Raw genomic sequence first — 19,734 nt, 5'->3', positions numbered from 1 at the left:
GCGTGCGGCCATGTTTTTCACCTACCTGAGGCGCGAACTGCGCCGCCGGAGAAAGGCGGCCCTCGTCGTCGCCTCCGGGCTCGCCCTGGGCATCGCTCTGGTCATCGTGGTCAACTCCGTGTCCTCCGGTATGGGGAAGGCGCAGGACAAGGTTCTGCAGTCGCTGTACGGACTCGGCACCGACATGACCGTCACCAAGGCGGCCGATCCCGCGGCGGGCGACTCGCAGCGGCCGCGCTTCAGCTTCGGCGCCCGCGGCAACGACTCCACGGAGACGCAGAACAGCGACCGCGTGATGGTGCAGGGCTTCCAGACCCTGGCGAGCAGCACGGTCACCAAGGTTCGTGCCCAGAAGGGTGTGTCGGACGCCGTCGGCGGGCTGAGCCTGCGGGTCATCAAGGTCAGCGGCCAGTTCCGGCAGGGCCAGTTCCGGCAGAACCCGGACGGCGGGCGGCCGGGCGTGCCCACCGGTGAGCCGCAGGGCCGTGTCGAGGGCGGCGGCGCCGACTTCGACGTCAACAACTACTCCGTCTACGGCACCGACGTTACCAAGTCCGCCCTCGGTCCCCTGACCTCCTCGAAGATCACCAGCGGTCGTACGTTCAAGACGTCGGAGACGGACGCCAAGGTCGTCGTCGCCGACTCGGCGTACGCCAAGGAGAAGAAGCTCAAGGTCGGCGGCACCGTCACCATCAAGGGCGTCACGTTCACGGTCATCGGCATCGCGACAGCCGACAGCGGCGACTCCGCGGCCAACCTGTACGTGCCGCTCGAGCAGGCCCAGACGCTCGCCGACTCCAAGGACAAGGTCACCACGATCTACGTCAAGGCGACGGACTCGCAGCGGATCGACAGCGTCAAGAAGGCCGTCCAGAAGAACATCCCGGGGACGACGGTCACCACCTCCGCGGACCTCGCGAGCACCGTTTCCGGCTCCCTGTCCACCGCGGCCGGCCTCGCCACCAACGTGGGCAAGTGGCTGTCCGTCGTGGTGCTCGTGGCCGCGTTCCTGGTCGCCGGACTCCTCACCTCCTCCGCGGTCTCCCGCCGGGTGCGCGAGTTCGGCACGCTCAAGGCCCTGGGCTGGAGGTCGGGCCGGGTGACCCGGCAGGTGATAGGCGAGGCGGTGGTCAACGGCCTGGTGGGCGGCGCCCTCGGCATCCTGCTCGGCCTCGCGGGGGCCTACACCGTGACCGCGATCAGCCCCACGCTGCAGGCCGAGCTCGGCGGTGGTGGCGGCGGCTTCGGTGGTGGTCCCGGCGGCGGTGGCGGCTTCGACGGCCCGGGCCGACAGGCCGCGAAGACCCTGGAGGTCGCGCTCACCGCGCCGGTGAGCCTCACCACCGTCGGCCTGGCCGTCGCCCTCGCGGTGGCAGGCGGTCTGGTCGCCGGTGCCTTCGGTGGCTGGCGCGCCTCCCGTCTGCGGCCCGCGGACGCCCTCCGCCGCGTCGAGTAGTACCCGTCTCGCCACAGCTTGCGCGGCACGGGGCCTGCCCCTGACGGCCGCCCCACCCTCGTTCCACCATCAGGAGTTGGACCATGTACGAACTCAGAGGCGTCACCAAGCGTTACACCCGGGGCAAGGAGACCGTACAAGCCCTGGACGGAGTCGACCTCACGATCGGCGACGGCGACCGGCTCGTCATCCAGGGCCCCACCGGCGGCGGCAAGTCCACGCTGCTGCAGATGCTCGGCGGGCTCGACAAGCCCACCTCGGGCAGCGTCGAACTCGACGGCACCGACCTTGCCCGGCTCTCCGAGGCCCGGCTCACCAAGGTGCGCAGCGAGAACATCGGCTTCGTCTTCCAGAGCTTCAACCTCATCCCGACGCTCACCGCCCAGGAGAACGTCGAGACCGCCCTCGTACCTCTCGGGGTGAAGGCGAAGGAGCGCCGCGAACGGGCTGCCGAGGCCATGGAGTCGGTCGGTCTCGGCGAGCGACTCTGGCATCTGCCCGCCGAACTGTCGGGTGGTCAGCAGCAGCGCGTCGCCATTGCCCGTGCTCTGGTGAAGCGACCGAAGGTGCTGCTCGCCGACGAACCCACCGGAAACCTCGACGAGTCCACGCGTGACGAGATCATGGACGTACTGGAGACCCTGTGGAAGGAGCACGGGCTCACCTTCGTGATGGTCACCCACGACTCCGCGATCGCGAAGAAGGCGCCGCGGCTCGCGACCATCCGGAAGGGAAAGATCACGGTCAAGGAGAACGCGGTGTCCCCCAACTCCCCATGAACAAGCGGATCGTACCAACTCGGTATTCCCGACTGTATGAGACGACGCTGTACCGCAACGGCACGAAGATCGCTTCGGGCGACGACCCGTTGTTCGGTCGTCGGAGCTTCACGGTTCCGTCCGGAGAGGCCTCGTACAAGCTGACGACCTCGGTCACCCGCAGCGCCAAGGTCGCCGCGACGTCCACCCGTGTCGACGCGGCCTGGACGTTCAAGTCCAAGGAGGTCGAGGGGGCGATGCTGCCCGCCTCGACGGTCCACTTCGGCGCGACCACCGGCCTGGACAGCCGTGTCACGGCCGGCAAGAAGGTCACGGTCCAGGGCTCGGCTGCGGGCAAGGGCCTCAAATCCCTGACGGTGTACGTGTCGTACAACAACGGCAGGACCTGGGCCAAGCCGGCGGTCAAGAACGGCAAGATCGCCTACCAGGACCCGAAGAAGGGCCAGAGCCTCTCCTGTTGCGCCAAGATCACCGACAAGAAGGGCAACACGTCGGCGATCCCGATCTGCAACGCGATCTACGGCAAGTGATCCGATGGCGGCGGCCCGCCGGAAGCACGGCTTCCGGCGGGCCGCCGCGTGCCGGGGTCTCGGTGACAGTGAGGGGCGCAACCGGTGAGGTAAGGCTTGTCTTACCTGTGCTGGTGCCGGTCCGGCACGGCTGTCCTAGCGTGGAAAGTGGTTCTGGCACCCAGGGGACAGGAGGCCCGACCCATGTCCGTCGAACTCAACCACACGATCGTCGCCGCGCACGACAAGCAGGCATCGGCGCAGTTCCTCGCGACTGTGCTGGGGCTGGAGGTGGAACCCGAGTACGGCCCGTTCATTCCGGTGCAGGTCCCGAACGGCGTGACGCTGGACTACATGGAGACCGCCGACACGATCACCCCGCAGCACTACGCGTTCCTGGTCTCCGAGGACGACTTCGACGCGATTTTCGGCCGTATTCGCTCGGCAGGCCTGACGTACTGGGCAGACCCGCACCACGGCCGCCCGGGCGAGATCAACCACAGGGACGGGGGTCGCGGAACGTACTTCGAGGACCCGAACGGCCACCAGCTGGAGATCCTGACAAGGCCGTACGGGAGCGGCACGGACTGACCGTCCGGAACAGCGGGGCCCGACCAGCCGGGGCGGCGCGCCCCGATCGCGCCGCCCTGCCAGGGGTGCGTGCCCCGTGTGGCTGTGCTTCCGCGGAACCGAACTCTGCCCACCGGTCGCGGAGTTCTCCCCGGAGTCCCGCCTTCGCGCCGCGGAGGCCGCCGCCGCGGCCCGGCAGATCCCGCTGACGGCGGCTGCCGAGGACATTCACTCGGTCGGCGGGGCCGCCCTCGTAGGTGCGACCCCCGGTTTTCGGGCTGTCACCTGGCCCGACAGCGGTCCTGTCCGGTGCGCCGGTGTGCCGCCCGAGTCGCCGATCCGACCGTGATCGCCGCTCGCCGGAGGCGGTCATCCGATTGCGGCCGACGCGGCGCCACCTTAGCTTCAGGGCGTCGGATTCTCCCGACAAAGCCCACATAGACAGTTATGTCGGCTTTCTCATGGTGGCATCGAATGGAGCATTCATGTCGGTGATGACCGGTACCCAGCCCATGCAGCAGTTCGGCCAGCAGTTCGGCCAGCAGATCGGCGGGTCGCAGCAGCAGATCGCGCAAGTGGTCCAGCAGGCGATCCAGCAGGCGTGTCAGCAGGCCGGCCAGCAGGTCGCGCAGCGCATGCAGCACACGCTGCAGCAGATCCAGCAGGTCCAGCAGCAGCTCCAGCAGCAGGGTGTGGCCCAGCAGGCGCACCCGTACCTCGCTGTCGCGCTGCACCACACGCTGCACGAGGGCATCCGGAGCGCGGTGGAGCAGTCCGTGCAGCAGGCGCTGCCGGTCGCGGTCGTGACGCTGCTCCAGCAGAGCCAGCAGATCCCGCAGGTCCAGCAGTTCCCGCAGGTCCAGCAGTTCCCGCAGTACCAGCAGCCGGGCTTCGGTTACGGCCAGATGGGCCAGCCCTTCGGTATCGGCTGACCCCAGGGCGGCGCGCGATGCGGTGTGCCCGGGAGCGGTTCCCGGGCACACCGCATCACCGTGGAAGTGCGAGCCGCCGATCGCCGGATCACGAGCACTTGGACGACGTAGGCGTGGTGAAGGTGGACGTAATGGTCAAGGACGGGCCCGTGAACAACCGCGAGAGCGGTTCCGAGGGCGAGGTGGAGGGTGGGCCGGCACCCAAGGGTGCGCAGGCGGGCCCACGCGAGAAGGGCGCGCACTCACCGGTCGCGGTGCAGCCGCGCCGGGGGCGGTACCTGGTGACACCGCTGCCGCGGCATCTGCTCCCCTTGGGAGTGCCCGAACCGAGCATGGACGCGGTGTGCGACCGGCTCGCGCGGATGCCCGAGGTCAGGGTGCGGCGCAGGCTTCAGCCGTCGCAGAAGCTGCAATCGGCGGGGCTGTCGCCCTCCTGCCCGGAAGTCGCGGTCGTCGAGGCGGCCGAGTCCCAGGTACCGGCGATGCGGGCGCTGCACGTGCACATCGAGCCGGACCTGCCGCTGTCCGGCACCGGACCCGCCGCCATGCCGGTCCCGGGGGGTCTGCCGCTCCCCGATCCGGGGCTGATCGCGCCGCTGCAGCAATCGGTGGACATCTCGTTGCGCGTCTGCGGCCCGGACGGTGAACCGCTGGCCGGTGCGGGGGTGTTCCTGATCGGGTCCACCTGGCCGAGCCAGGGCGTCACCGGGGCCGACGGGACGGTCACCGTCACGCTGTCGACGGAGACCGCGAAGACCGTTCGGTCGCTGTACGTCCGGCCCGCGGCCGACTACCTGGACCGCTGGATCCACGGCCCCGACCTGTCGGCGACCCGGGAGAACCTCGTCACCCTCACTCCGCTGGCCAAGGTGTACCCCGAACTGGAGGAGCGGCAGCAGTACGGCTGGGGCCAGCAGGCCATGCGGCTGGACCGGTTGCCCCCCACGTTCCGCGCATTCGGTGTCAAGATCGCCCTTATCGGCTCGGGCGTCAGCACCGACCACGCCGATCTGAAGCAGCGGGTGCGCTCCGGGGCGGACCTCGTGCACGGCACGGACGACGGCTGGGGTCACGACCCGACGGGCACCGGTACGCACACGGCGGGCATCGTCGCCGGGGCGGACACCGGCAAGGGCATCATCGGTATCGCGGTCGACGCCGAGATCGAGGTCTGCCAGGTCATGCCCGACGGGCATTTCAGTGATCTGATCGACGCCCTGGACCACTGCATCGAGCGCGAGGTCGACATCGCCCACATCGCGGTGGCGACGCCCTACCCGTCGTCGCTGGTCGCACGCAAACTCGCCGATGTCCACGCGATGGGCATCGCCTGCATCGCGCCGGCGGGCGACACGGGCGGGCCGGTCGCCTTCCCCGGCTCGCTGCCCACCGTGTTCACCGTGGGCGCGCTGGGAGTCTCGGGCTCGTACCCGCAGGGCACCTCCCAAGGCACCCACGTGGGGCGGCAGTTGACGCCGGACGGGCTGTTCGCCGCGCCGTTCGGCTGCTACGGCCCCGGGGTCGACGCGGCTGCTCCCGGCGTGGCGGTCCTGTCGTGCGCGCCGCAGGGCGGGTACATGGTCTTGGACGGCACCGGCGCGGCCTCGGCGCACATCGCGGGCCTCGCCGCCCTCGTCCTCGCCCACCACGACGACTTCCATGGTCAGTTGCTGCCCCGCGGACCTGGCCGGGTACGGCGCCTGTTCGAGATCATCGCGGCCAGTTGTCGCCAACTGACCGCCCCGGGCACCGTGGAAGCGGCCCGGGTGGGGCGCGGCCTGCCCGACGCCCTTGTCGCCCTCAGCCTGGCCCCCGCAGTCCAGCTCACCCCGTCGCTGTCGCTCTACGCCTCCTCCGGGGTCGGCTAGTGCCATGGCAGGCAACGTTTGCCCGTCAAGGAGCGGCGTCCGGTGCTCCCCCTGCTCGAAGAGCTTGGGGGAGCGTGGCGGGCGTCGCGACGGGGCGAACGTCGCCTGCCGCGGCACTGGTACCCCACGTACGTTTTGTGCGAGGCCGTCCCCGCGGCGAATTCACGAAACGGCACCCGCCTTGAGGGCGGGTGCCGTTCGGTCTGCGCGCTCGGTCGGGGGTGCCAAGACGTTTCAGCCGCCGGACTACTCCTTGCTGGGCGCGGCATGCCGAGGGCGGTGCTTGTACGAGACCTGGCCGACGAGCTCCCGGAAGCAGACCAGGGCGGTGATCGGCGGAATGCCGACGATCACCATCGAAAGCATGGAATGTGACGAGTGGCTGACGCAGAGGGCCACCGCCGTGGCGGAGGCGACCAGGATGACGCTCCAGGAGCGCCGGGCGGTCCGGTGCTGAAAGGACGCGCGCAGGATGGACAGCGCGGCGACGAACCACGGTCCGTACACGGTCAGCGGCCACCACTGCGCCAGTGGCGCGGGCAGTACGGTCGAGGCGATGGTGCACAACTGGTTGTACGAATAGGCGATGGACCAACCCAGCATGGCCACCGCGCACGCGGCGATGGTCGCGATCAGGATCGTGGCAGGGGTGACTTTCTGACCAGCGTCGAGGGTGTGGGATCCCGGCCGGGGGCGCCGCCGGTCGACCCTGCGGCGATGCTGTCCGTCCACGGTGACCGGAGCGGGATCCGCGCTGGTCACGCTGGACAGCATCTGAGCCAGTTCCTCGTCCGGGTCCCAGCCGTTCGGCGCGATGTCCGGTCCAGGCGTCCCCCAGACGTGCTGTGTCTCGAAGGGGCCCGCGTTGTAAGACTGCTGCCCCAGTGTGTCGTAGTCGGTTCTCAGGGCAAACTGAAAGTCGTAGAGACTTGGTTCACCTTGATTCCTGTCCATTCTCCAGCCCCTCCGTGCCCTTGCTCAGGGCGCTCCGTCCAGAGTGCGCAGGTATTCGCTTTCCATCTCGCCGATCTTCTTGAAGAAATCGTCAAGAAGATCCGAACAGCCCTTGAGGCGCGTGTCGCCGCCGACCGGGTCGCACCAAAGGGTGCCGCCACCGGCGGGGATCTGATCTTCTGGTTCGTTCCAAGTCACGATCACCTAACGAGCATCATGGGGTGAGGGGTATCCGGCATTCGGGGGAATAATTCAATGAAGAATCGTTTCTTCGGTTGGATGACCGTACTTGAATGGCTGATTTGGAATATGCTTGCAAATCTTTTCAGATCAGTAGCATTTCACTCTCTGTGATGCGAGGCGGAAGCCTTCGCGATAACGGAGAACGCGGCCTGTGCGGGAGACCGCAGGCCTGCGCGGGAAACCGCAGAAGAAGACCACCTCGTCCGCCGGACACCGACCGGACCGGGCCGTACCGGCAAGGCCGTGGACCAGCCCAGAGGGGCCTGCCGGGCAGCCGACGCGTGCGTGGACCTGGTGGGCGAGCGGGGTCACGTCGTTGATGAAGACCGTCCACTCGTCCGCGTGGCGTCGTACGGCCTCACCACAGAGGCCGAGTTGCAGCGAGCGGTACGGCAGCGGCTGGAGGTGCAGATCGCGCTCCGGGTCCCACTGGACGCGGCTCCGTGTCACCGTCACCCTGAGTCCCCTTCTCCAGCCGGGTTCGCGTGGCGAGCAACCCGCGAATCTCGTCGAGGCTCGCCTCGGCAGGACACAGTCCGTAGCGGCGAAGGCTCTCGTCTTCGTCCATCACCATGTTTTCCCGCCACGGGCAGGGGCCAGGGGACCGGTCGGGACCACATGCCATAGGACTGTGAAGGCGGCTCGGTCACACACGTCAAGCCGTGTTCACAGACCTTTCGACGGCGCTCCTCCGGCGGAATGGCGTCGGAAGTCGCTCGTCGGCCTGCGACTCCTGGAGGACCGGCTTTCTGTGTCAGGGCGTATACACGCAGGACGCGACACGGGTTCCACGGGGCCCTGGACTGGGAGACAGGGGCGCACCCTCCCTCACGCCCCGCGCCCCTCTCCCGCCTCCGAGTCCCCGTCCGCCGCCTCGGTCTCGATGACCCAGCTGCCTCGGGCCTGCACCTGGTAGGCGCCGGGCCCCGGCAGGCGGAACGGCAGGTCGGCGTCGCCCTTGCCGCGCCTCGCCTCGGCCCACTCGGCGAGGTTGTCGTCCAGGGCCAGCAGCCGTACGTCGCCGCGTCCGCGGTGCCGCAGCACGGCCGGGCCGCCCGGGCCTGCGTACTGTACGAGGTCCCCACCGCTCCCGTGGATTCGCTCGGTGAACTTCGGTACGACGTCGACGGGTTCGGCCCACGCCTCCCAGCCGGCCCGGGCCGCGCCCCGGAACTCCACCAGGAACCGAGCCACTTCGCGGTTGCCCGAGCGCCGCATCGGCACCCGGGCGTGCACCGGCTCGAAGCCGTCGCCCAGCGAGTAGCCCTTGCGCTGGTTGCCACGCAGCAGTAGCACGACGGTCAGCTGCTCGGCGCTGTCGCTCCGCACCACCAGCACGGCGGGCCGCCCCACGGCCGGCAACCGCACCCGCGCGGATCCAGGGCCCTGCCCGTACGCCCGCTCGTTCGCCCCGTCGTGCGCCTCAGGATGGGCGGCGGCCCGCACAGGCCCTGGCTGCCGGAGCGCGGCCTCGGACCCCACCCGCCGGGGAACGGGAAGCCCCCCTCCGCCCACGCCGCGCCGCTCCTCCAGCCGCACCCCGCACGCCGCGCACACCGCGACATTGCGGGTGGTTCCGTCCGCCGGAGCCCAGGGCAGTTCGCGCACGGCCCGCCCGTGCCGGGCGTCGAAGAAGCACAGCGGCAGCCGACGGGGCAGCGGCAGGCCCGCCCGCCGGGCGTCGAGACAGGCCAGCGCGTGCCACCCGTCGTCCAGCGCCCGCAGTACGTCGAGGGCATCCTCCCGGTCCCGGTCCCCGACGAAGGCCCGCTTGGCCTCCTCGTATGCGTCGAGGGCCCGCCCCAGGTCGGCGCGCATCGCGTCGGTGGCCCCCGGCTCCCCCGGCGAGAAGTCGTGCTCGTCGAGCGCGCCCCCGAACGCGGTGATCCGCGCCTCGACCTCGGCGAGCTCCTCCTCCGCCCGCCGCCGCGCCGCCCCTCCGAACCATCCCCCGAGCCGCGCCCAGGAGCGCCTGCCCTCGGCCATGCGACCACCCCCTTTGGGTGATCGTAAGCCTGGGCGAGGTCTGAAAACTCCCTGTCCCAGCCGTGCGCGAGCGGCCCGAGCCGCAACCCCCGCTCCAGCCGCTCCCACTGCGGCGCTCCGCCAGGCTCGACGCCACCGCTCCACCGGCCGTCGGAGAGCGTGCTCGATCACGAGCTCAGGTGCGCCACGAGTTCACCTTCGGCCGGATAGGGCCGCTCCTCGGGCAGCAGCCGGGTCGCGGAGTCCAAGTCCCGCTGCTGACGAGTGCGTGGATCTCGTGGGCGAGCGGCGTCACGTCGCTGATGGAGACCGTCCACTCGTCCGCGTAGCGTCGTACGGCCTCACCGGAGAGGCCGAGTTGCAGCGAGCGGTACGGCAGCGGCTGGAGGTGCAGATCACGCTCGGGGCCCCACTGGACGCGGGCCGGTGCACGCTTCAACTGGCGTTGCCAGGCGCTGCGGTCGGGGTGCAGCCCCTGCACGTAACTGGACAGGCATGCGTTGCGCAGCGCCCACTCGAAGCCGTCGCGAGCGATCTCGACAGCGAGAACGGTCTCTTGTCCTGTCTTCGTGCCCCAGCCGCAGCGGTACATCATCCACAGGAACGACGGCTTGATCCATGTCAAGCCGCGTTCACAACCCTTTGACGGGAGACGGTCACTGGACCGGAGATCGCGGCTGAGACCCGCCCGGGTCCGCACCCGTCAGCCGATCGAGTCCATGAAATCCAACATCCGGCGGTTGACCTCGTCCGCATGGTCGATCTGCGGTCCGTGACCGGTGTTCGAGACAATCTCGGCCCGGGCGCCCCGTATCAGCCGCGGAACGCGCTCCACTTGCCGCGCCGGATGCACAAGGAGGCTTCGCTTGCCGAGCACCAGATAGAGCGGGGTGCGGATGGTCGACAGTTCCTCTTCGGACAGGGGCAGCGGAGCCGGGCGGCGAATGCGGTAGGCGCGGACGCCCGCTCTGATCATCGCGCGCAGCTGCGGCACGTGCTGTGGGCCGGCGTCGTGTGGCGGCTCAGTTTTCGTCCTTCGTCCGGGAGCCTACGTCTCGTACTTGTGGCGAATCTACTTGCGGCATGCGTGCTTGCTGCGGTGTCTATGACTGCGGCAAGTGCGCTTGTGCTGCTCACTCTTGCGGCAGTCGCGATAGATGTCGCTGGCTTTGCGGGCAGTCAGATCGTTGCGCTCAGACGACTGGCCCGCGAACTGTCTTGACGAGTCGACGCGAGCGCAACCGGGGTGCTGGTCGCGCCGAGGCCCCTGCTACGTGAACGGTGAGCAGCCCGCGAACCTCATCGAGGCTCGCGTCGGCAGGTTGCAGTCCGTAGTAGACCCCGGATGAGGCCACGCCGGCCCCGTACGGTCGTAGAGTCCAACTTCGCTGGCGCTGGAAACATCCTCGGGCGTCACCACACAGCTTGAAGTTGTAAACCCGGCATGATGACTCACGTCATTCGATCCCGTTTCCACGCGGCGGGGAAGCGGCCCTCGCGAACCGCAGGCGTGCCGATCTCCGGGGGTACGCCTGGTAGACGGTGATGGTGGATGTTGTGTGGAGCGCGCGGATCCTGCGTTGCGGTTCTTCCATGGCGTACAGGGTGGTGCCGGTCGTTTCCCGCCTGCCATCGATTTTCGAACGCTCCAAGGCCGCGCCCTCACATCTCCGCGACCGCGACACCGGGCAGGCATGTCACTGACAGCACGGCCATAGTCTTTGCGGCCGCTGTCCCGCGTAGGTGGCTCAGCGCCTCAGCAAGACGACTCCGCCGTGGCACCGCGCCAACGGCGATCGATGCCACGGCCAGTCGGGCCGGACTCAGGCTGGTTCGGCTACTTCTCGGATACCTCCGGCGCCGGAGCGATGCCAGTCGGGCAAGACGCTCCCCAGTTCGTTTCGAACGGGGTACTCAGCTTGACCCCCGTCCCGCCCAGGCCGCAGTAGCCCGCCGGATTCTTGTCGAGGTACTGCTGGTGATATGCCTCCGCCGGATAGAACTCGCGGCCCTCGGCAGGGAGTAGTTCCGTGGTGATCCGGCCGTGGCCCGACGCCGTGAGGACCTTCTGGTACGCCTCACGGGAGGCTTCCGCGGCGGTCGCCTGGGCAGGGGAGTGGGTGTAGATCGCCGAGCGGTACTGGGTGCCGACGTCGTTGCCCTGGCGGAAGCCCTGTGTGGGGTCGTGGGACTCCCAGAAGACCTGGAGGAGGCGCTCGTACGAGAGCTTCTTCGGGTCGTAGACCACGCGGACCGCCTCCGTGTGGCCTGTCAGGCCCGAGCAGACCTCCTCGTAGGTGGGGTTCTCGGTGTGGCCGCCCTGGTAGCCCACGAGGGTCGTCCACACACCCGTCTGGAGCTGCCAGAACTTGCGCTCGGCGCCCCAGAAGCAGCCCAGGCCGAAGTCGGCGATCTCCAGGCCGTCGGGGTACGGGCCGATGAGCGGGTTGCCGAGGACGGTGTGGCGGTCGGGGACCTCGAACGCGGGTGTGTCCCGGCCCTTGAGCGCCTGCTCGGGCGTGGGCAGCTGCGGCGTCCGGCCGAAGAGCATGGGGGTCTCCCTGTCGATCTGAGGGGCGGGCCCGCCCGTCACAACGGGCCCGTCGGTTCCGCCGCTCTTGCGGTATGCGGGCGACGGCATCAAGGACAACGATCCTGGTGCCGCCCGCATTCCGGTGCACCGGTGTGTGCCGAGGGGCAATTCCGGCCCCGGGCCGGGGCCGGACGCGTGGGGCTCCTCAGTGGAGCAGTGTCGCCGGGCTTCCGCCGTTCGCCTCGTAGCCCGCCACGGCCAGAGCCCGGTAGACGGCGAACTCCGCCGCCGGGTCCGGGGACAGGGTCCACGGCAGCGCGCCCACATGGCCGTCGATGTGGATCAGCTGGGCCATCGCCTCCGCCCAGCGCTCGCTGCGGACGAGGAAGAACACCAGGAGGTGGCGGACATGCGCCAGCATCGGGTCGTCGGGGCGGGCTGCCTGGACCGCGAAGAGCGCGCCGTGGACCGCCTTCGTCACGACCTCGCTCTGGTAGAAGCTCCTGACCAGATTCACCTCGGGGAGGTGCTCGAAGACCGCGAACAGGGGCATCGCGGCCAGCAGCGAGCCCTGCGGGGCGCGGGCCGCGGCGGCTTCCGCGAAGGAATACGCCAGCACCCGCGAGCCGTGCCACTTCTCGCACCAGTAGTGCAGCGCCGCCAGGTGCGCCCCCATGTGGGCCGGTGCGCGGTCCAGGATCTTCAGCCACAGCTGTTCGAACTCCGGCTGCGGGTAGGCGAGTCCGCGGGCCACCGAGAGCTCGATGATGTAGGGGATCGGGTCGCCGGGGGCCAGCAGCGCCGCCTGCGCGCACGCCGCCTTCGCCTCCTCCATGATGATCCGGAAGTCGTCCGTTCCCGGCGTCGAGGTGCGCCACGCCTGCTGCACCAGGAACTCCGCCTGCACGGCCGCGCCGCCCGGGTCCTTGGGGGCCTCGGCCCGCCACACCCGCAGCCACTGGCCGCCCGGCGTCTCGCTCACCCCGCCCGGCCGCTGCTGGAGCTCCAGGGAAGCGGCACCCGCGAAGGCCTGCACGCGCTGCCAGCGCTCCTCGCTCTCCTTCTCCGTCCCGGCCAGGAGCTGCGCCGCCGCGCGGTAGTCCTGCGTGCGCTGCACCAGGTTCAGGACGTCCAGCAGGTCCTGGTCGGGGCCGGGCATCCGGATGTCCAGCTCCTCCTGGCGCACGAAGCCGTAGTTCGCCGGGTCCGCGGCGTCCGGGGTGCCCGGCGCGACCCGCTGGATGCCCGCGCGCCTGCGCAAGAGGACAGGAAGCAGAATCATGCTGAGCAGGGCCAGCGCCGTCAGGACCCAGAGAATCTCCATGCCTCAAGCGAACCAGACGGATCCGACACTTGGCCAACCCGGTCCGCGAGCCTGTGGAAAACCCCCCACCGCCGCACTTCGCCCATCTGCTCGCTCCGCCCGGCGCCCGGCATCGCGCGCCGTCATCGGCGCCGCGAGCGCACTACCCTCAGTGCTCATGAGTGACAGGCATATCAGTCAGCACTTCGAGACCCTCGCGATTCACGCGGGCAACACCGCCGACCCCCTCACCGGCGCGGTCGTCCCGCCGATCTACCAGGTCTCCACCTACAAGCAGGACGGTGTCGGCGGGCTGCGTGGCGGCTATGAGTACAGCCGCAGCGCCAACCCCACCAGGACCGCGCTGGAGGAGAACCTCGCCGCCCTGGAGGGCGGCCGCCGCGGCCTCGCGTTCGCATCCGGACTGGCGGCCGAGGACTGCCTGTTGCGTACGCTGCTCAGCCCCGGCGACCACGTGGTCATCCCGAACGACGCGTACGGCGGTACGTTCCGCCTCTTCGCCAAGGTCGTCTCGCGGTGGGGCGTGGAATGGTCGGTCGCCGACACCAGCGACCCCTCCTCCGTACAAGCCGCGCTCACCCCGAAGACCAAGGCCGTGTGGGTGGAGACCCCCTCCAACCCCCTGCTCGGCATCACCGACATCGCTGTCGTCGCCCAGATCGCCCGGGACGCGGGCATCAGGCTCGTCGTCGACAACACCTTCGCGACCCCCTACCTCCAGCAGCCGCTCGCCCTGGGCGCCGACGTCGTCGTGCACTCCCTGACCAAGTACATGGGCGGCCACTCGGACGTCGTCGGCGGCGCGCTGATCGTGAACGACCAGGAGCTGGGCGAGCAGCTGGCGTACCACCAGAACGCGATGGGTGCGGTCGCCGGCCCCTTCGACTCATGGCTGGTGCTGCGCGGCACCAAGACGCTGTCCGTCCGTATGGACCGGCACAGCGAGAACGCCGCCAAGGTCGCCGACATGCTCACCCGGCACGCGCGCGTGACGCGCGTTCTGTACCCGGGCCTGCCGGAGCACCCCGGTCACGAGATCGCCGCCAAGCAGATGAAGACGTTCGGCGGCATGGTGTCCTTCCGGGTCGAGGGCGGCGAGGAGGCGGCCGTCGAGGTCTGCAACCGCGCCAAGGTGTTCACGCTCGGCGAGTCCCTGGGGGGTGTGGAGTCCCTGATCGAGCACCCCGGGCGCATGACGCACGCGTCCGCGGCCGGGTCCGCCCTGGAGGTCCCCTCCGACCTCGTCCGCCTCTCCGTGGGCATCGAGAACGTCGACGACCTTCTGGAGGACCTGCAGCAGGCCCTGGCCTGGGCCTGAGTGCCCGGTCGCGCTGCGTTCGGTCACCACTTGCTGACCGGTGGAGTCGTCGTCGACGGCGGCTCCACCCAGGGGCGTGCCGTCCACGCCCAGATCACGAAGGCGAGGGTCGCGGCGAGCAGCGCCAGCCACATCAGGCGGCGCGCCACCGTGCGGCGGCGCAGCATACGGCCGCCGCGCCGCACCACCTCCGTGTGGAGGCCCGGGGGCACCTGGGGTGGTGTCCGCTCCAGCATCCGGCGCACGGCCGCCTCCCGCTCGTGCGGTTTCACCGGGCGCCTCCGTTCCTGTACGGCTTCGGGAGCGCGCCCGGGCAGGGCTTCGGGAGGGCGCTGCTCGCTCTCGGGCAGGGTTTGGCGGGGGTGCCTCTCGCCCACCTGTACGGCCCGTTCACGACGGCACCGTTCTGGCTCCGGGCACTGCCGGTGCCGCACTCCGTGGCGGATGCAGCAGCGTCGCCATCGCGCGCGCGTAGATCCCCTGTACCCGCTCGGAGGGCAGACCCAGTAGCGCCGCTGTCTGTTCCTCCGCGACGCCCTCGTACAGCCTGAGGACCAGGATCAGCCGCTCCTGGGGCGACAGGCGCGCGAGAACGCTGCCCGAGTCCGGGTGGTGCCGGCCGAGCAGCCCGTACCGGTGCCACGCCCCGTGCGCGAAGCGGGCGGCCAGATGCTGGCGTGCGCGGGCGTACGGATCCTCACCGCGCAGCCTGTCCCAGGACGCGTACGTCTGGGCGAGGGCCAGCGTCAGCAGACGCCGCGCACGCGGGTTGTCGGCGGGGGCCTCTGCGGTGAGCAGCGTGGCGGCGTGCAGCAGCCGCCCGGCCGCGCCCGCGACGAACGCCTCGAACTCCCGGGCCCGACGGCCGACTTGGGACGCATGCCGTTCTCGCACCGCTCCTCCCGCCTGAGGGCGATCCTGAAAGGACAAGACCCTGCCTCGTGCGGTGACGGCCGCGTGCGCACGGTGGGAGCACCCACGGCATGCCGGACCGCCGACGACAGGGATCCCGGATTCATATGATTCATATGAGACCGGTCGTACCCTCCCGGTCAAGAGCCGGGCAGTGTCCGCACGCGCGCGTGCGGGGATGACGACGGACGACGGGCCTGGGGCTCAGGACTCCGGCCGTGCCTCCGACGCCGGAACCCCCTGGGTGTTCTGCCGGGCGGACAGCGCGACATTGAACCGCGTGAGCAGGGTGCAGAACGCCTGCCGCTCCTCCGGTGTCCAATCGGTCGTCAGTTCGGCCACGAGCTGCCGCCTGGAGCAGCGCACTTCGCCCAGGCGCGACAGCCCGCGGGGGGAGAGCTGGAGCACCACCGCGCGTCCGTCCTCCGGGTGGGAGGTGCGCTTGACGAGACCGGTGTCGACCAGCGGGGCCACCTGCCGGGTGACCGTCGACGAGTCGATGCCCATGCTCGCAGCGAGCGCCTTGACGCCCATCGGCCCCTCCAGGTCGAGGCGGTTGAGCAGCAGGTATGCGGCGCGGTCCATGGAGTTGCGCACCTGCCCGACCCCGCCGAGCCGCGTCTGTTCAGCGCGCCGCGCGAACACCGCGACCTCGTGTTGCAGCACGTCCAGGAGACCGGTGTCACCGGCGATCGTCATGTCCATCGACATGTCAGGTGTTGTGGGCATGGCCGGGGGCTCACTTCATGCGTGGGAGCTGAGTGTGGGGGACAGAGTACGCGGCCGGGGCACAGGTCGTACCGGTGCTGCGCAAAACCCGTACCAGGCCTTGGGTCATACCTGATGCGGACGGGCGTGACCTGCGAAACTGGTGGTCATGAGCTACAGCACGGCCGACTCCGTGGCGGCAGTGACACTGGACGACGTACGAGGCGCCCAGAAGATGCTGTCAGGGGTCGCGCGGGTCACCGCCATGGAGGGCAGCAGGTACCTGTCCCGGCTGGTCGGCGCGCCGGTGCACTTCAAGTGCGAGAACCTCCAGCGGACCGGGTCGTTCAAGCTGCGCGGCGCATACGTGCGCATCGCGGGGCTGCTGCCCGAGGAGCGCGCCGCGGGCGTCGTCGCGGCGAGTGCGGGCAACCATGCGCAGGGCGTGGCCCTGGCCTCCTCCCTGCTCGGCGTGCACGCGACGGTCTTCATGCCGACGAGCGCCCCGCTGCCGAAGATCAGCGCTACCCGCGAGTACGGCGCCGAGGTGCGGCTGCACGGCCAGGTGGTGGACGAGACGCTGGCCGCCGCGCAGGAGTACGCGGCCGGGACGGGCGCGGTGTTCATCCACCCGTTCGACCACCCGGACATCATTGCGGGCCAGGGCACGGTCGGCCTGGAGATCCTGGAGCAGTGCCCCGAGGTGCGGACGATCATCGTCGGCGTCGGCGGCGGCGGACTGGTCGCCGGCATCGCCACCGCGGTGAAGGCGCTGCGCCCGGACGTACGGGTGGTGGGCGTGCAGGCGGAGGGCGCGGCCGCGTATCCGCCCTCGCTGGCGGCCGGGCGCCCGGTGCCGGTCAGGCATCCGGCGACCATGGCCGACGGCATCAGGGTGGGGCAGCCCGGCGATGTGCCGTTCGGGATCGTCCGCGACCTGGTCGACGAGGTCCGAACGGTCTCCGAGGACAACCTCTCCAGCGCGCTGCTGCTCTGCCTGGAGCGAGCCAAACTGGTGGTCGAGCCGGCGGGCGCGAGTTCCGTCGCGGCGCTGTTGCGCGAGCCGGACGCCTTCGAGGGCCCGGTCGTGGCGGTGCTGTCCGGCGGCAACGTGGACCCCGTGCTGCTGCAGCGCGTACTGCGGCACGGCATGGCCGCGGCGGGCCGCTATCTCGCGGTCCGGCTGAGGCTCACCGACCGCCCGGGCGCCCTCGCGACGCTTCTCGGGGCGTTGTCGGTGGCCGACGCTAACGTCCTCGATGTGAGCCACGTGCGGACGGATCCGCGGCTGGGGCTCACGGAGGCGGAGGTCGAACTGCACCTGGAAACGAAGGGCCCGGAGCACTGCGCGGAGGTCGGGCAGGTGCTGCGGGAGGCGGGCTACACGGTCATCGACTGAGTCCGGAGCCGGGCGCGTAGCCGTTTGGGAAATCCATTGAGAGACGCGATACATCGCGTTATGGTGTTGTTGCGCCACGAAGAAGAACCTGCTCTGCCCGATCCCCAAAGACGTGGAGAACTCATATGCCGGGCGCCATCTACGCCGAAGGCCTGGTGAAGCACTTCGGTGACGTAAAAGCCCTGGACGGCGTCGACCTCGATGTCCCCGAGGGCACCGTGCTGGGCCTCCTCGGGCCGAACGGCGCGGGCAAGACCACGACGGTCCGCTGTCTTACGACCCTGCTGCGCCCCGACCGCGGCACGGCGATCGTGGCCGGGATCGACGTCCTCAAGCACCCTGACGCGGTGCGCCGCTCGGTCGGCCTGTCCGGGCAGTTCGCCGCGGTCGACGAGTATCTGACCGGCCGCGAGAACCTCCAGATGGTGGGGCAGCTCTACCAGATGAGGGCGAAGGCGGCGAAGCAGCGGGCGGCCGAGCTGCTGGAGCAGTTCCACCTCACGGACGCCGCCGACCGCCCCACGAAGACGTACTCCGGCGGTATGCGCCGCCGGCTCGACCTCGCGGCCGCTCTGGTGGTCCGGCCCCCTGTGATGTTCATGGACGAGCCGACGACCGGCCTCGACCCTCGCAACCGCCAGCAGTTGTGGGACGTCATCAAACAGCTGGTCTCCGGCGGTACGACGCTGCTGCTGACCACCCAGTACCTCGAAGAGGCCGACCACCTGGCGCACGACATCTGCGTCGTCGACCACGGCCGGGTCATCGCCCGCGGCACCTCCGACCAGCTCAAGGCGCAGACGGGCGGAGAGCGCGTCGAGGTCGTGGTGCGGGATCGCGGGCACATCACGGCCGCCGTCGAGGTCCTGAGCGGCTTCGGCAAGGGCGAGACAACTGTCGAGGAGCACACCCGCAAGCTCACCGTCCCCGTCAGCGGCGGTGCCAAGCTCCTCGCCGAGGTCATCCGCGAGCTGGACAGCCGCGACATCGAGATGGACGACGTCGGACTGCGCCGCCCCACTCTGGACGACGTCTTCCTGTCCCTGACCGGTCATCTCGCCGAGGAGAAGCCCGGAGAGAGCAGCGAGGCCGAGGGTCCCAAGGCCCGCAAGCACACGAAGGAGCCAGCCCAGTGAGTGCCGTCCACGACGCCGTGCCCGTCGCGGCACGCACGAACCCCGTCAGTCAGCTCGTCCATGACTCCCTGGTCGTCGCCAAGCGGAACCTGATTCGCATGACCCGGATTCCGGATCTTGTTCGCTCGTGTCGGCCAGGTTTCATCTCGCCGCGCACCCGAGACCTGGACGTGAGCGGGCTTGAAGCTTGGAAGGAGCAGGCGAAGTGAGCGCCATGAACGACTCCCTGGTCATCGCCCACAGGAACTTGATCCGCATGGGCCGGATTCCCGAAATGCTCGTTTTTGGGCTTCTTCAGCCGATCATGTTCGTGGTGCTGTTCACCTATGTGTTCGGCGGCTCGATCCGGGTCGGCTCGTCCATCTCTCCCCAGGCCTACCGCGAGTTCCTGATGGCCGGCATCTTCGCCCAGACCGTCACGTTCGCCACGGCGGGCGCGGGTGCGGGCATCGCCGACGACATGCACAAGGGCCTCATCGACCGCTTCCGCTCCCTGCCGATGGCACGTGGTGCGGTGCTGACCGGGCGTACCCTCGCCGACCTGGTGCAGACGGCGCTCACCCTGATCGTCCTGGCGATAGTCGCTGTGATCGTCGGCTGGCGCACGCACGAGAATTTCGGCAAGGTGCTCGCCGGATTCGGCCTGCTCCTGCTCTTCGGTTACGCGTTCTCGTGGATCGGCGCGCTCATCGGCCTGTCCGTGCGCACTCCTGAAGCGGCGACCTCGGGCGGTCTGATCTGGCTGTTTCCGCTGACCTTCATCTCGAACGCGTTCGTGGACGCGAACCAGATGCCGGCCTTCCTGCGGCACATCGCGGAGTGGAACCCGTTCAGTGCCACCGTGCAGGCGTGCCGTGAGCTGTTCGGCAACCTTCCCCCGGGCTTCCGGACGCCCGATGCCTGGCCCATGCAGCACCCCGTGTGGGCCTCGCTGATCTGGTCGGCCGTGATCATCCTGCTCTTCCGCACGCTCGCGGTCCGCAAGTACCGCCGGGCACACGGTTGACGGCCCCGCCTTCCCGATGCTGTTCGCCCAAGTTGGCTGGGTTGCAGGTGGTCTGAGTAGGCCTCTGACCAGAGACAACGATATGCGCGAAGTCCCCTCCA

Annotated in this window: 17 protein-coding genes and 5 pseudogenes; 10 read left to right on the top strand and 12 right to left on the bottom strand. The window is 69.7% G+C overall.

The window, feature by feature from the left end:
* Positions 1–10: 10 nt before the first annotated feature.
* The 6 genes and pseudogenes from BIV24_RS16370 (at position 11) to BIV24_RS16340 (ending at position 6,114) form a co-directional block, all read left to right on the top strand.
* Positions 11–1,456 (top strand): ABC transporter permease, encoded by a 1,446-nt coding sequence (locus BIV24_RS16370; protein WP_071367041.1) that lies wholly within the window; start codon positions 11–13, stop codon positions 1,454–1,456.
* An 83-nt stretch (positions 1,457–1,539) separates the two neighbouring features.
* Complete coding sequence (locus tag BIV24_RS16365) at positions 1,540–2,235, top strand: ABC transporter ATP-binding protein (RefSeq protein ID WP_071367040.1); 696 nt, start codon at positions 1,540–1,542, stop codon at positions 2,233–2,235.
* Between the two features lie 41 nt (positions 2,236–2,276).
* Positions 2,277–2,765 (top strand): annotated as a pseudogene (locus BIV24_RS16360) (peptidase S8); the annotation flags it as partial.
* Between the two features lie 183 nt (positions 2,766–2,948).
* On the top strand, positions 2,949–3,335 hold the full coding sequence (locus tag BIV24_RS16355) for a VOC family protein (RefSeq protein WP_071367038.1): 387 nt from the start codon (positions 2,949–2,951) through the stop codon (positions 3,333–3,335).
* Positions 3,336–3,799: 464 nt separating this feature from the next.
* Complete coding sequence (locus BIV24_RS16345; RefSeq protein ID WP_071367036.1) at positions 3,800–4,246, top strand: hypothetical protein; 447 nt, start codon at positions 3,800–3,802, stop codon at positions 4,244–4,246.
* 98 nt (positions 4,247–4,344) lie between these two features.
* Positions 4,345–6,114: a S8 family serine peptidase gene (locus tag BIV24_RS16340; RefSeq protein WP_245766837.1), complete on the top strand. Its 1,770-nt coding sequence runs from the start codon at positions 4,345–4,347 to the stop codon at positions 6,112–6,114.
* A gap of 246 nt (positions 6,115–6,360) precedes the next feature.
* On the opposite strand, the gene BIV24_RS16335 is transcribed toward BIV24_RS16340, so the two are convergent.
* The 9 genes and pseudogenes from BIV24_RS16335 to BIV24_RS16300 all read right to left on the bottom strand — a co-directional run bounded on the left by BIV24_RS16335 (position 6,361) and on the right by BIV24_RS16300 (position 13,154).
* Entirely contained in the window at positions 6,361–7,068 is a 708-nt protein-coding gene (locus tag BIV24_RS16335) for a DUF2637 domain-containing protein (RefSeq protein WP_079168304.1), read from the bottom strand.
* A gap of 24 nt (positions 7,069–7,092) precedes the next feature.
* Complete coding sequence (locus BIV24_RS16330) at positions 7,093–7,272, bottom strand: hypothetical protein (protein ID WP_071367035.1); 180 nt, start codon at positions 7,270–7,272, stop codon at positions 7,093–7,095.
* A gap of 315 nt (positions 7,273–7,587) precedes the next feature.
* A pseudogene (locus tag BIV24_RS33350) lies at positions 7,588–7,749 on the bottom strand (DUF4291 family protein); the annotation flags it as partial.
* A 390-nt stretch (positions 7,750–8,139) separates the two neighbouring features.
* A complete protein-coding gene (locus BIV24_RS16320; protein ID WP_071367034.1) occupies positions 8,140–9,297 on the bottom strand; it encodes a hypothetical protein in 1,158 nt (385 codons plus the stop codon).
* Between the two features lie 167 nt (positions 9,298–9,464).
* A pseudogene (locus BIV24_RS16315) lies at positions 9,465–9,997 on the bottom strand (DUF4291 domain-containing protein).
* A 3-nt stretch (positions 9,998–10,000) separates the two neighbouring features.
* A pseudogene (locus BIV24_RS16310) lies at positions 10,001–10,291 on the bottom strand (alpha/beta fold hydrolase); the annotation flags it as partial.
* A 461-nt stretch (positions 10,292–10,752) separates the two neighbouring features.
* A pseudogene (locus BIV24_RS35440) lies at positions 10,753–10,892 on the bottom strand (DUF4291 family protein); the annotation flags it as partial.
* Between the two features lie 242 nt (positions 10,893–11,134).
* Positions 11,135–11,848 carry a peptide-methionine (S)-S-oxide reductase MsrA gene (msrA, locus tag BIV24_RS16305; protein WP_071367033.1) on the bottom strand — a complete coding sequence of 238 codons (714 nt, stop codon included), beginning with the start codon at positions 11,846–11,848 and terminating at the stop codon, positions 11,135–11,137.
* A gap of 187 nt (positions 11,849–12,035) precedes the next feature.
* A complete protein-coding gene (locus BIV24_RS16300; protein WP_071367032.1) occupies positions 12,036–13,154 on the bottom strand; it encodes a hypothetical protein in 1,119 nt (372 codons plus the stop codon).
* Positions 13,155–13,311: 157 nt separating this feature from the next.
* Here BIV24_RS16300 and BIV24_RS16295 point away from each other — a divergent pair, with 157 nt between their 5' ends.
* Positions 13,312–14,472, top strand: coding sequence for a cystathionine gamma-synthase (locus tag BIV24_RS16295; RefSeq protein WP_071367139.1), 1,161 nt, complete (start codon positions 13,312–13,314; stop codon positions 14,470–14,472).
* 23 nt (positions 14,473–14,495) lie between these two features.
* Here the strand turns inward: BIV24_RS16295 and BIV24_RS16290 are convergent, their stop codons facing one another.
* From BIV24_RS16290 to BIV24_RS16280, 3 genes are all read right to left on the bottom strand, one after another.
* Entirely contained in the window at positions 14,496–14,744 is a 249-nt protein-coding gene (locus BIV24_RS16290) for a hypothetical protein (RefSeq protein WP_107459512.1), read from the bottom strand.
* A gap of 118 nt (positions 14,745–14,862) precedes the next feature.
* Entirely contained in the window at positions 14,863–15,366 is a 504-nt protein-coding gene (locus BIV24_RS16285; protein WP_071367031.1) for a sigma factor-like helix-turn-helix DNA-binding protein, read from the bottom strand.
* A gap of 222 nt (positions 15,367–15,588) precedes the next feature.
* Positions 15,589–16,095, bottom strand: a complete 507-nt coding sequence (locus tag BIV24_RS16280) for a MarR family winged helix-turn-helix transcriptional regulator (RefSeq protein ID WP_177198744.1) — start codon at positions 16,093–16,095, stop codon at positions 15,589–15,591.
* A gap of 166 nt (positions 16,096–16,261) precedes the next feature.
* Here BIV24_RS16280 and ilvA point away from each other — a divergent pair, with 166 nt between their 5' ends.
* From ilvA to BIV24_RS16260, 3 genes are all read left to right on the top strand, one after another.
* The gene (gene ilvA, locus BIV24_RS16275) at positions 16,262–17,491 is read left to right on the top strand and encodes a threonine ammonia-lyase (protein ID WP_071367030.1); all 1,230 of its coding nucleotides are present in this window, start codon (positions 16,262–16,264) and stop codon (positions 17,489–17,491) included.
* Positions 17,492–17,616: 125 nt separating this feature from the next.
* Positions 17,617–18,627 carry an ATP-binding cassette domain-containing protein gene (locus BIV24_RS16270; RefSeq protein WP_071367029.1) on the top strand — a complete coding sequence of 337 codons (1,011 nt, stop codon included), beginning with the start codon at positions 17,617–17,619 and terminating at the stop codon, positions 18,625–18,627.
* 214 nt (positions 18,628–18,841) lie between these two features.
* The gene (locus tag BIV24_RS16260; protein WP_079168322.1) at positions 18,842–19,633 is read left to right on the top strand and encodes an ABC transporter permease; all 792 of its coding nucleotides are present in this window, start codon (positions 18,842–18,844) and stop codon (positions 19,631–19,633) included.
* The last annotated feature ends 101 nt before the right edge of the window (positions 19,634–19,734 follow it).

The sequence above is a fragment of the Streptomyces colonosanans genome (assembly GCF_001866645.1).
Taxonomy (GTDB): Bacteria; Actinomycetota; Actinomycetes; order Streptomycetales; family Streptomycetaceae; genus Streptomyces; species Streptomyces colonosanans.
This window is presented reverse-complemented; position numbering and strand designations above follow the sequence as displayed.

Bases quoted from the DNA above. Each gene is read 5' to 3' on its own strand.
- BIV24_RS16370 (WP_071367041.1), top strand. From the start codon at position 11: ATGTTTTTCACCTACCTGAGGCGCGAACTGCGCCGCCGGAGAAAGGCG.
- BIV24_RS16365 (WP_071367040.1), top strand. From the start codon at position 1,540: ATGTACGAACTCAGAGGCGTCACCAAGCGTTACACCCGGGGCAAGGAG.
- BIV24_RS16355 (WP_071367038.1), top strand. From the start codon at position 2,949: ATGTCCGTCGAACTCAACCACACGATCGTCGCCGCGCACGACAAGCAG.
- BIV24_RS16345 (WP_071367036.1), top strand. From the start codon at position 3,800: ATGTCGGTGATGACCGGTACCCAGCCCATGCAGCAGTTCGGCCAGCAG.
- BIV24_RS16335 (WP_079168304.1), bottom strand. From the start codon at position 7,068: ATGGACAGGAATCAAGGTGAACCAAGTCTCTACGACTTTCAGTTTGCC.
- BIV24_RS16320 (WP_071367034.1), bottom strand. From the start codon at position 9,297: ATGGCCGAGGGCAGGCGCTCCTGGGCGCGGCTCGGGGGATGGTTCGGA.
- msrA (WP_071367033.1), bottom strand. From the start codon at position 11,848: ATGCTCTTCGGCCGGACGCCGCAGCTGCCCACGCCCGAGCAGGCGCTC.
- BIV24_RS16300 (WP_071367032.1), bottom strand. From the start codon at position 13,154: ATGGAGATTCTCTGGGTCCTGACGGCGCTGGCCCTGCTCAGCATGATT.
- BIV24_RS16295 (WP_071367139.1), top strand. From the start codon at position 13,312: ATGAGTGACAGGCATATCAGTCAGCACTTCGAGACCCTCGCGATTCAC.
- BIV24_RS16280 (WP_177198744.1), bottom strand. From the start codon at position 16,095: ATGTCGATGGACATGACGATCGCCGGTGACACCGGTCTCCTGGACGTG.
- ilvA (WP_071367030.1), top strand. From the start codon at position 16,262: ATGAGCTACAGCACGGCCGACTCCGTGGCGGCAGTGACACTGGACGAC.
- BIV24_RS16270 (WP_071367029.1), top strand. From the start codon at position 17,617: ATGCCGGGCGCCATCTACGCCGAAGGCCTGGTGAAGCACTTCGGTGAC.
- BIV24_RS16260 (WP_079168322.1), top strand. From the start codon at position 18,842: ATGAACGACTCCCTGGTCATCGCCCACAGGAACTTGATCCGCATGGGC.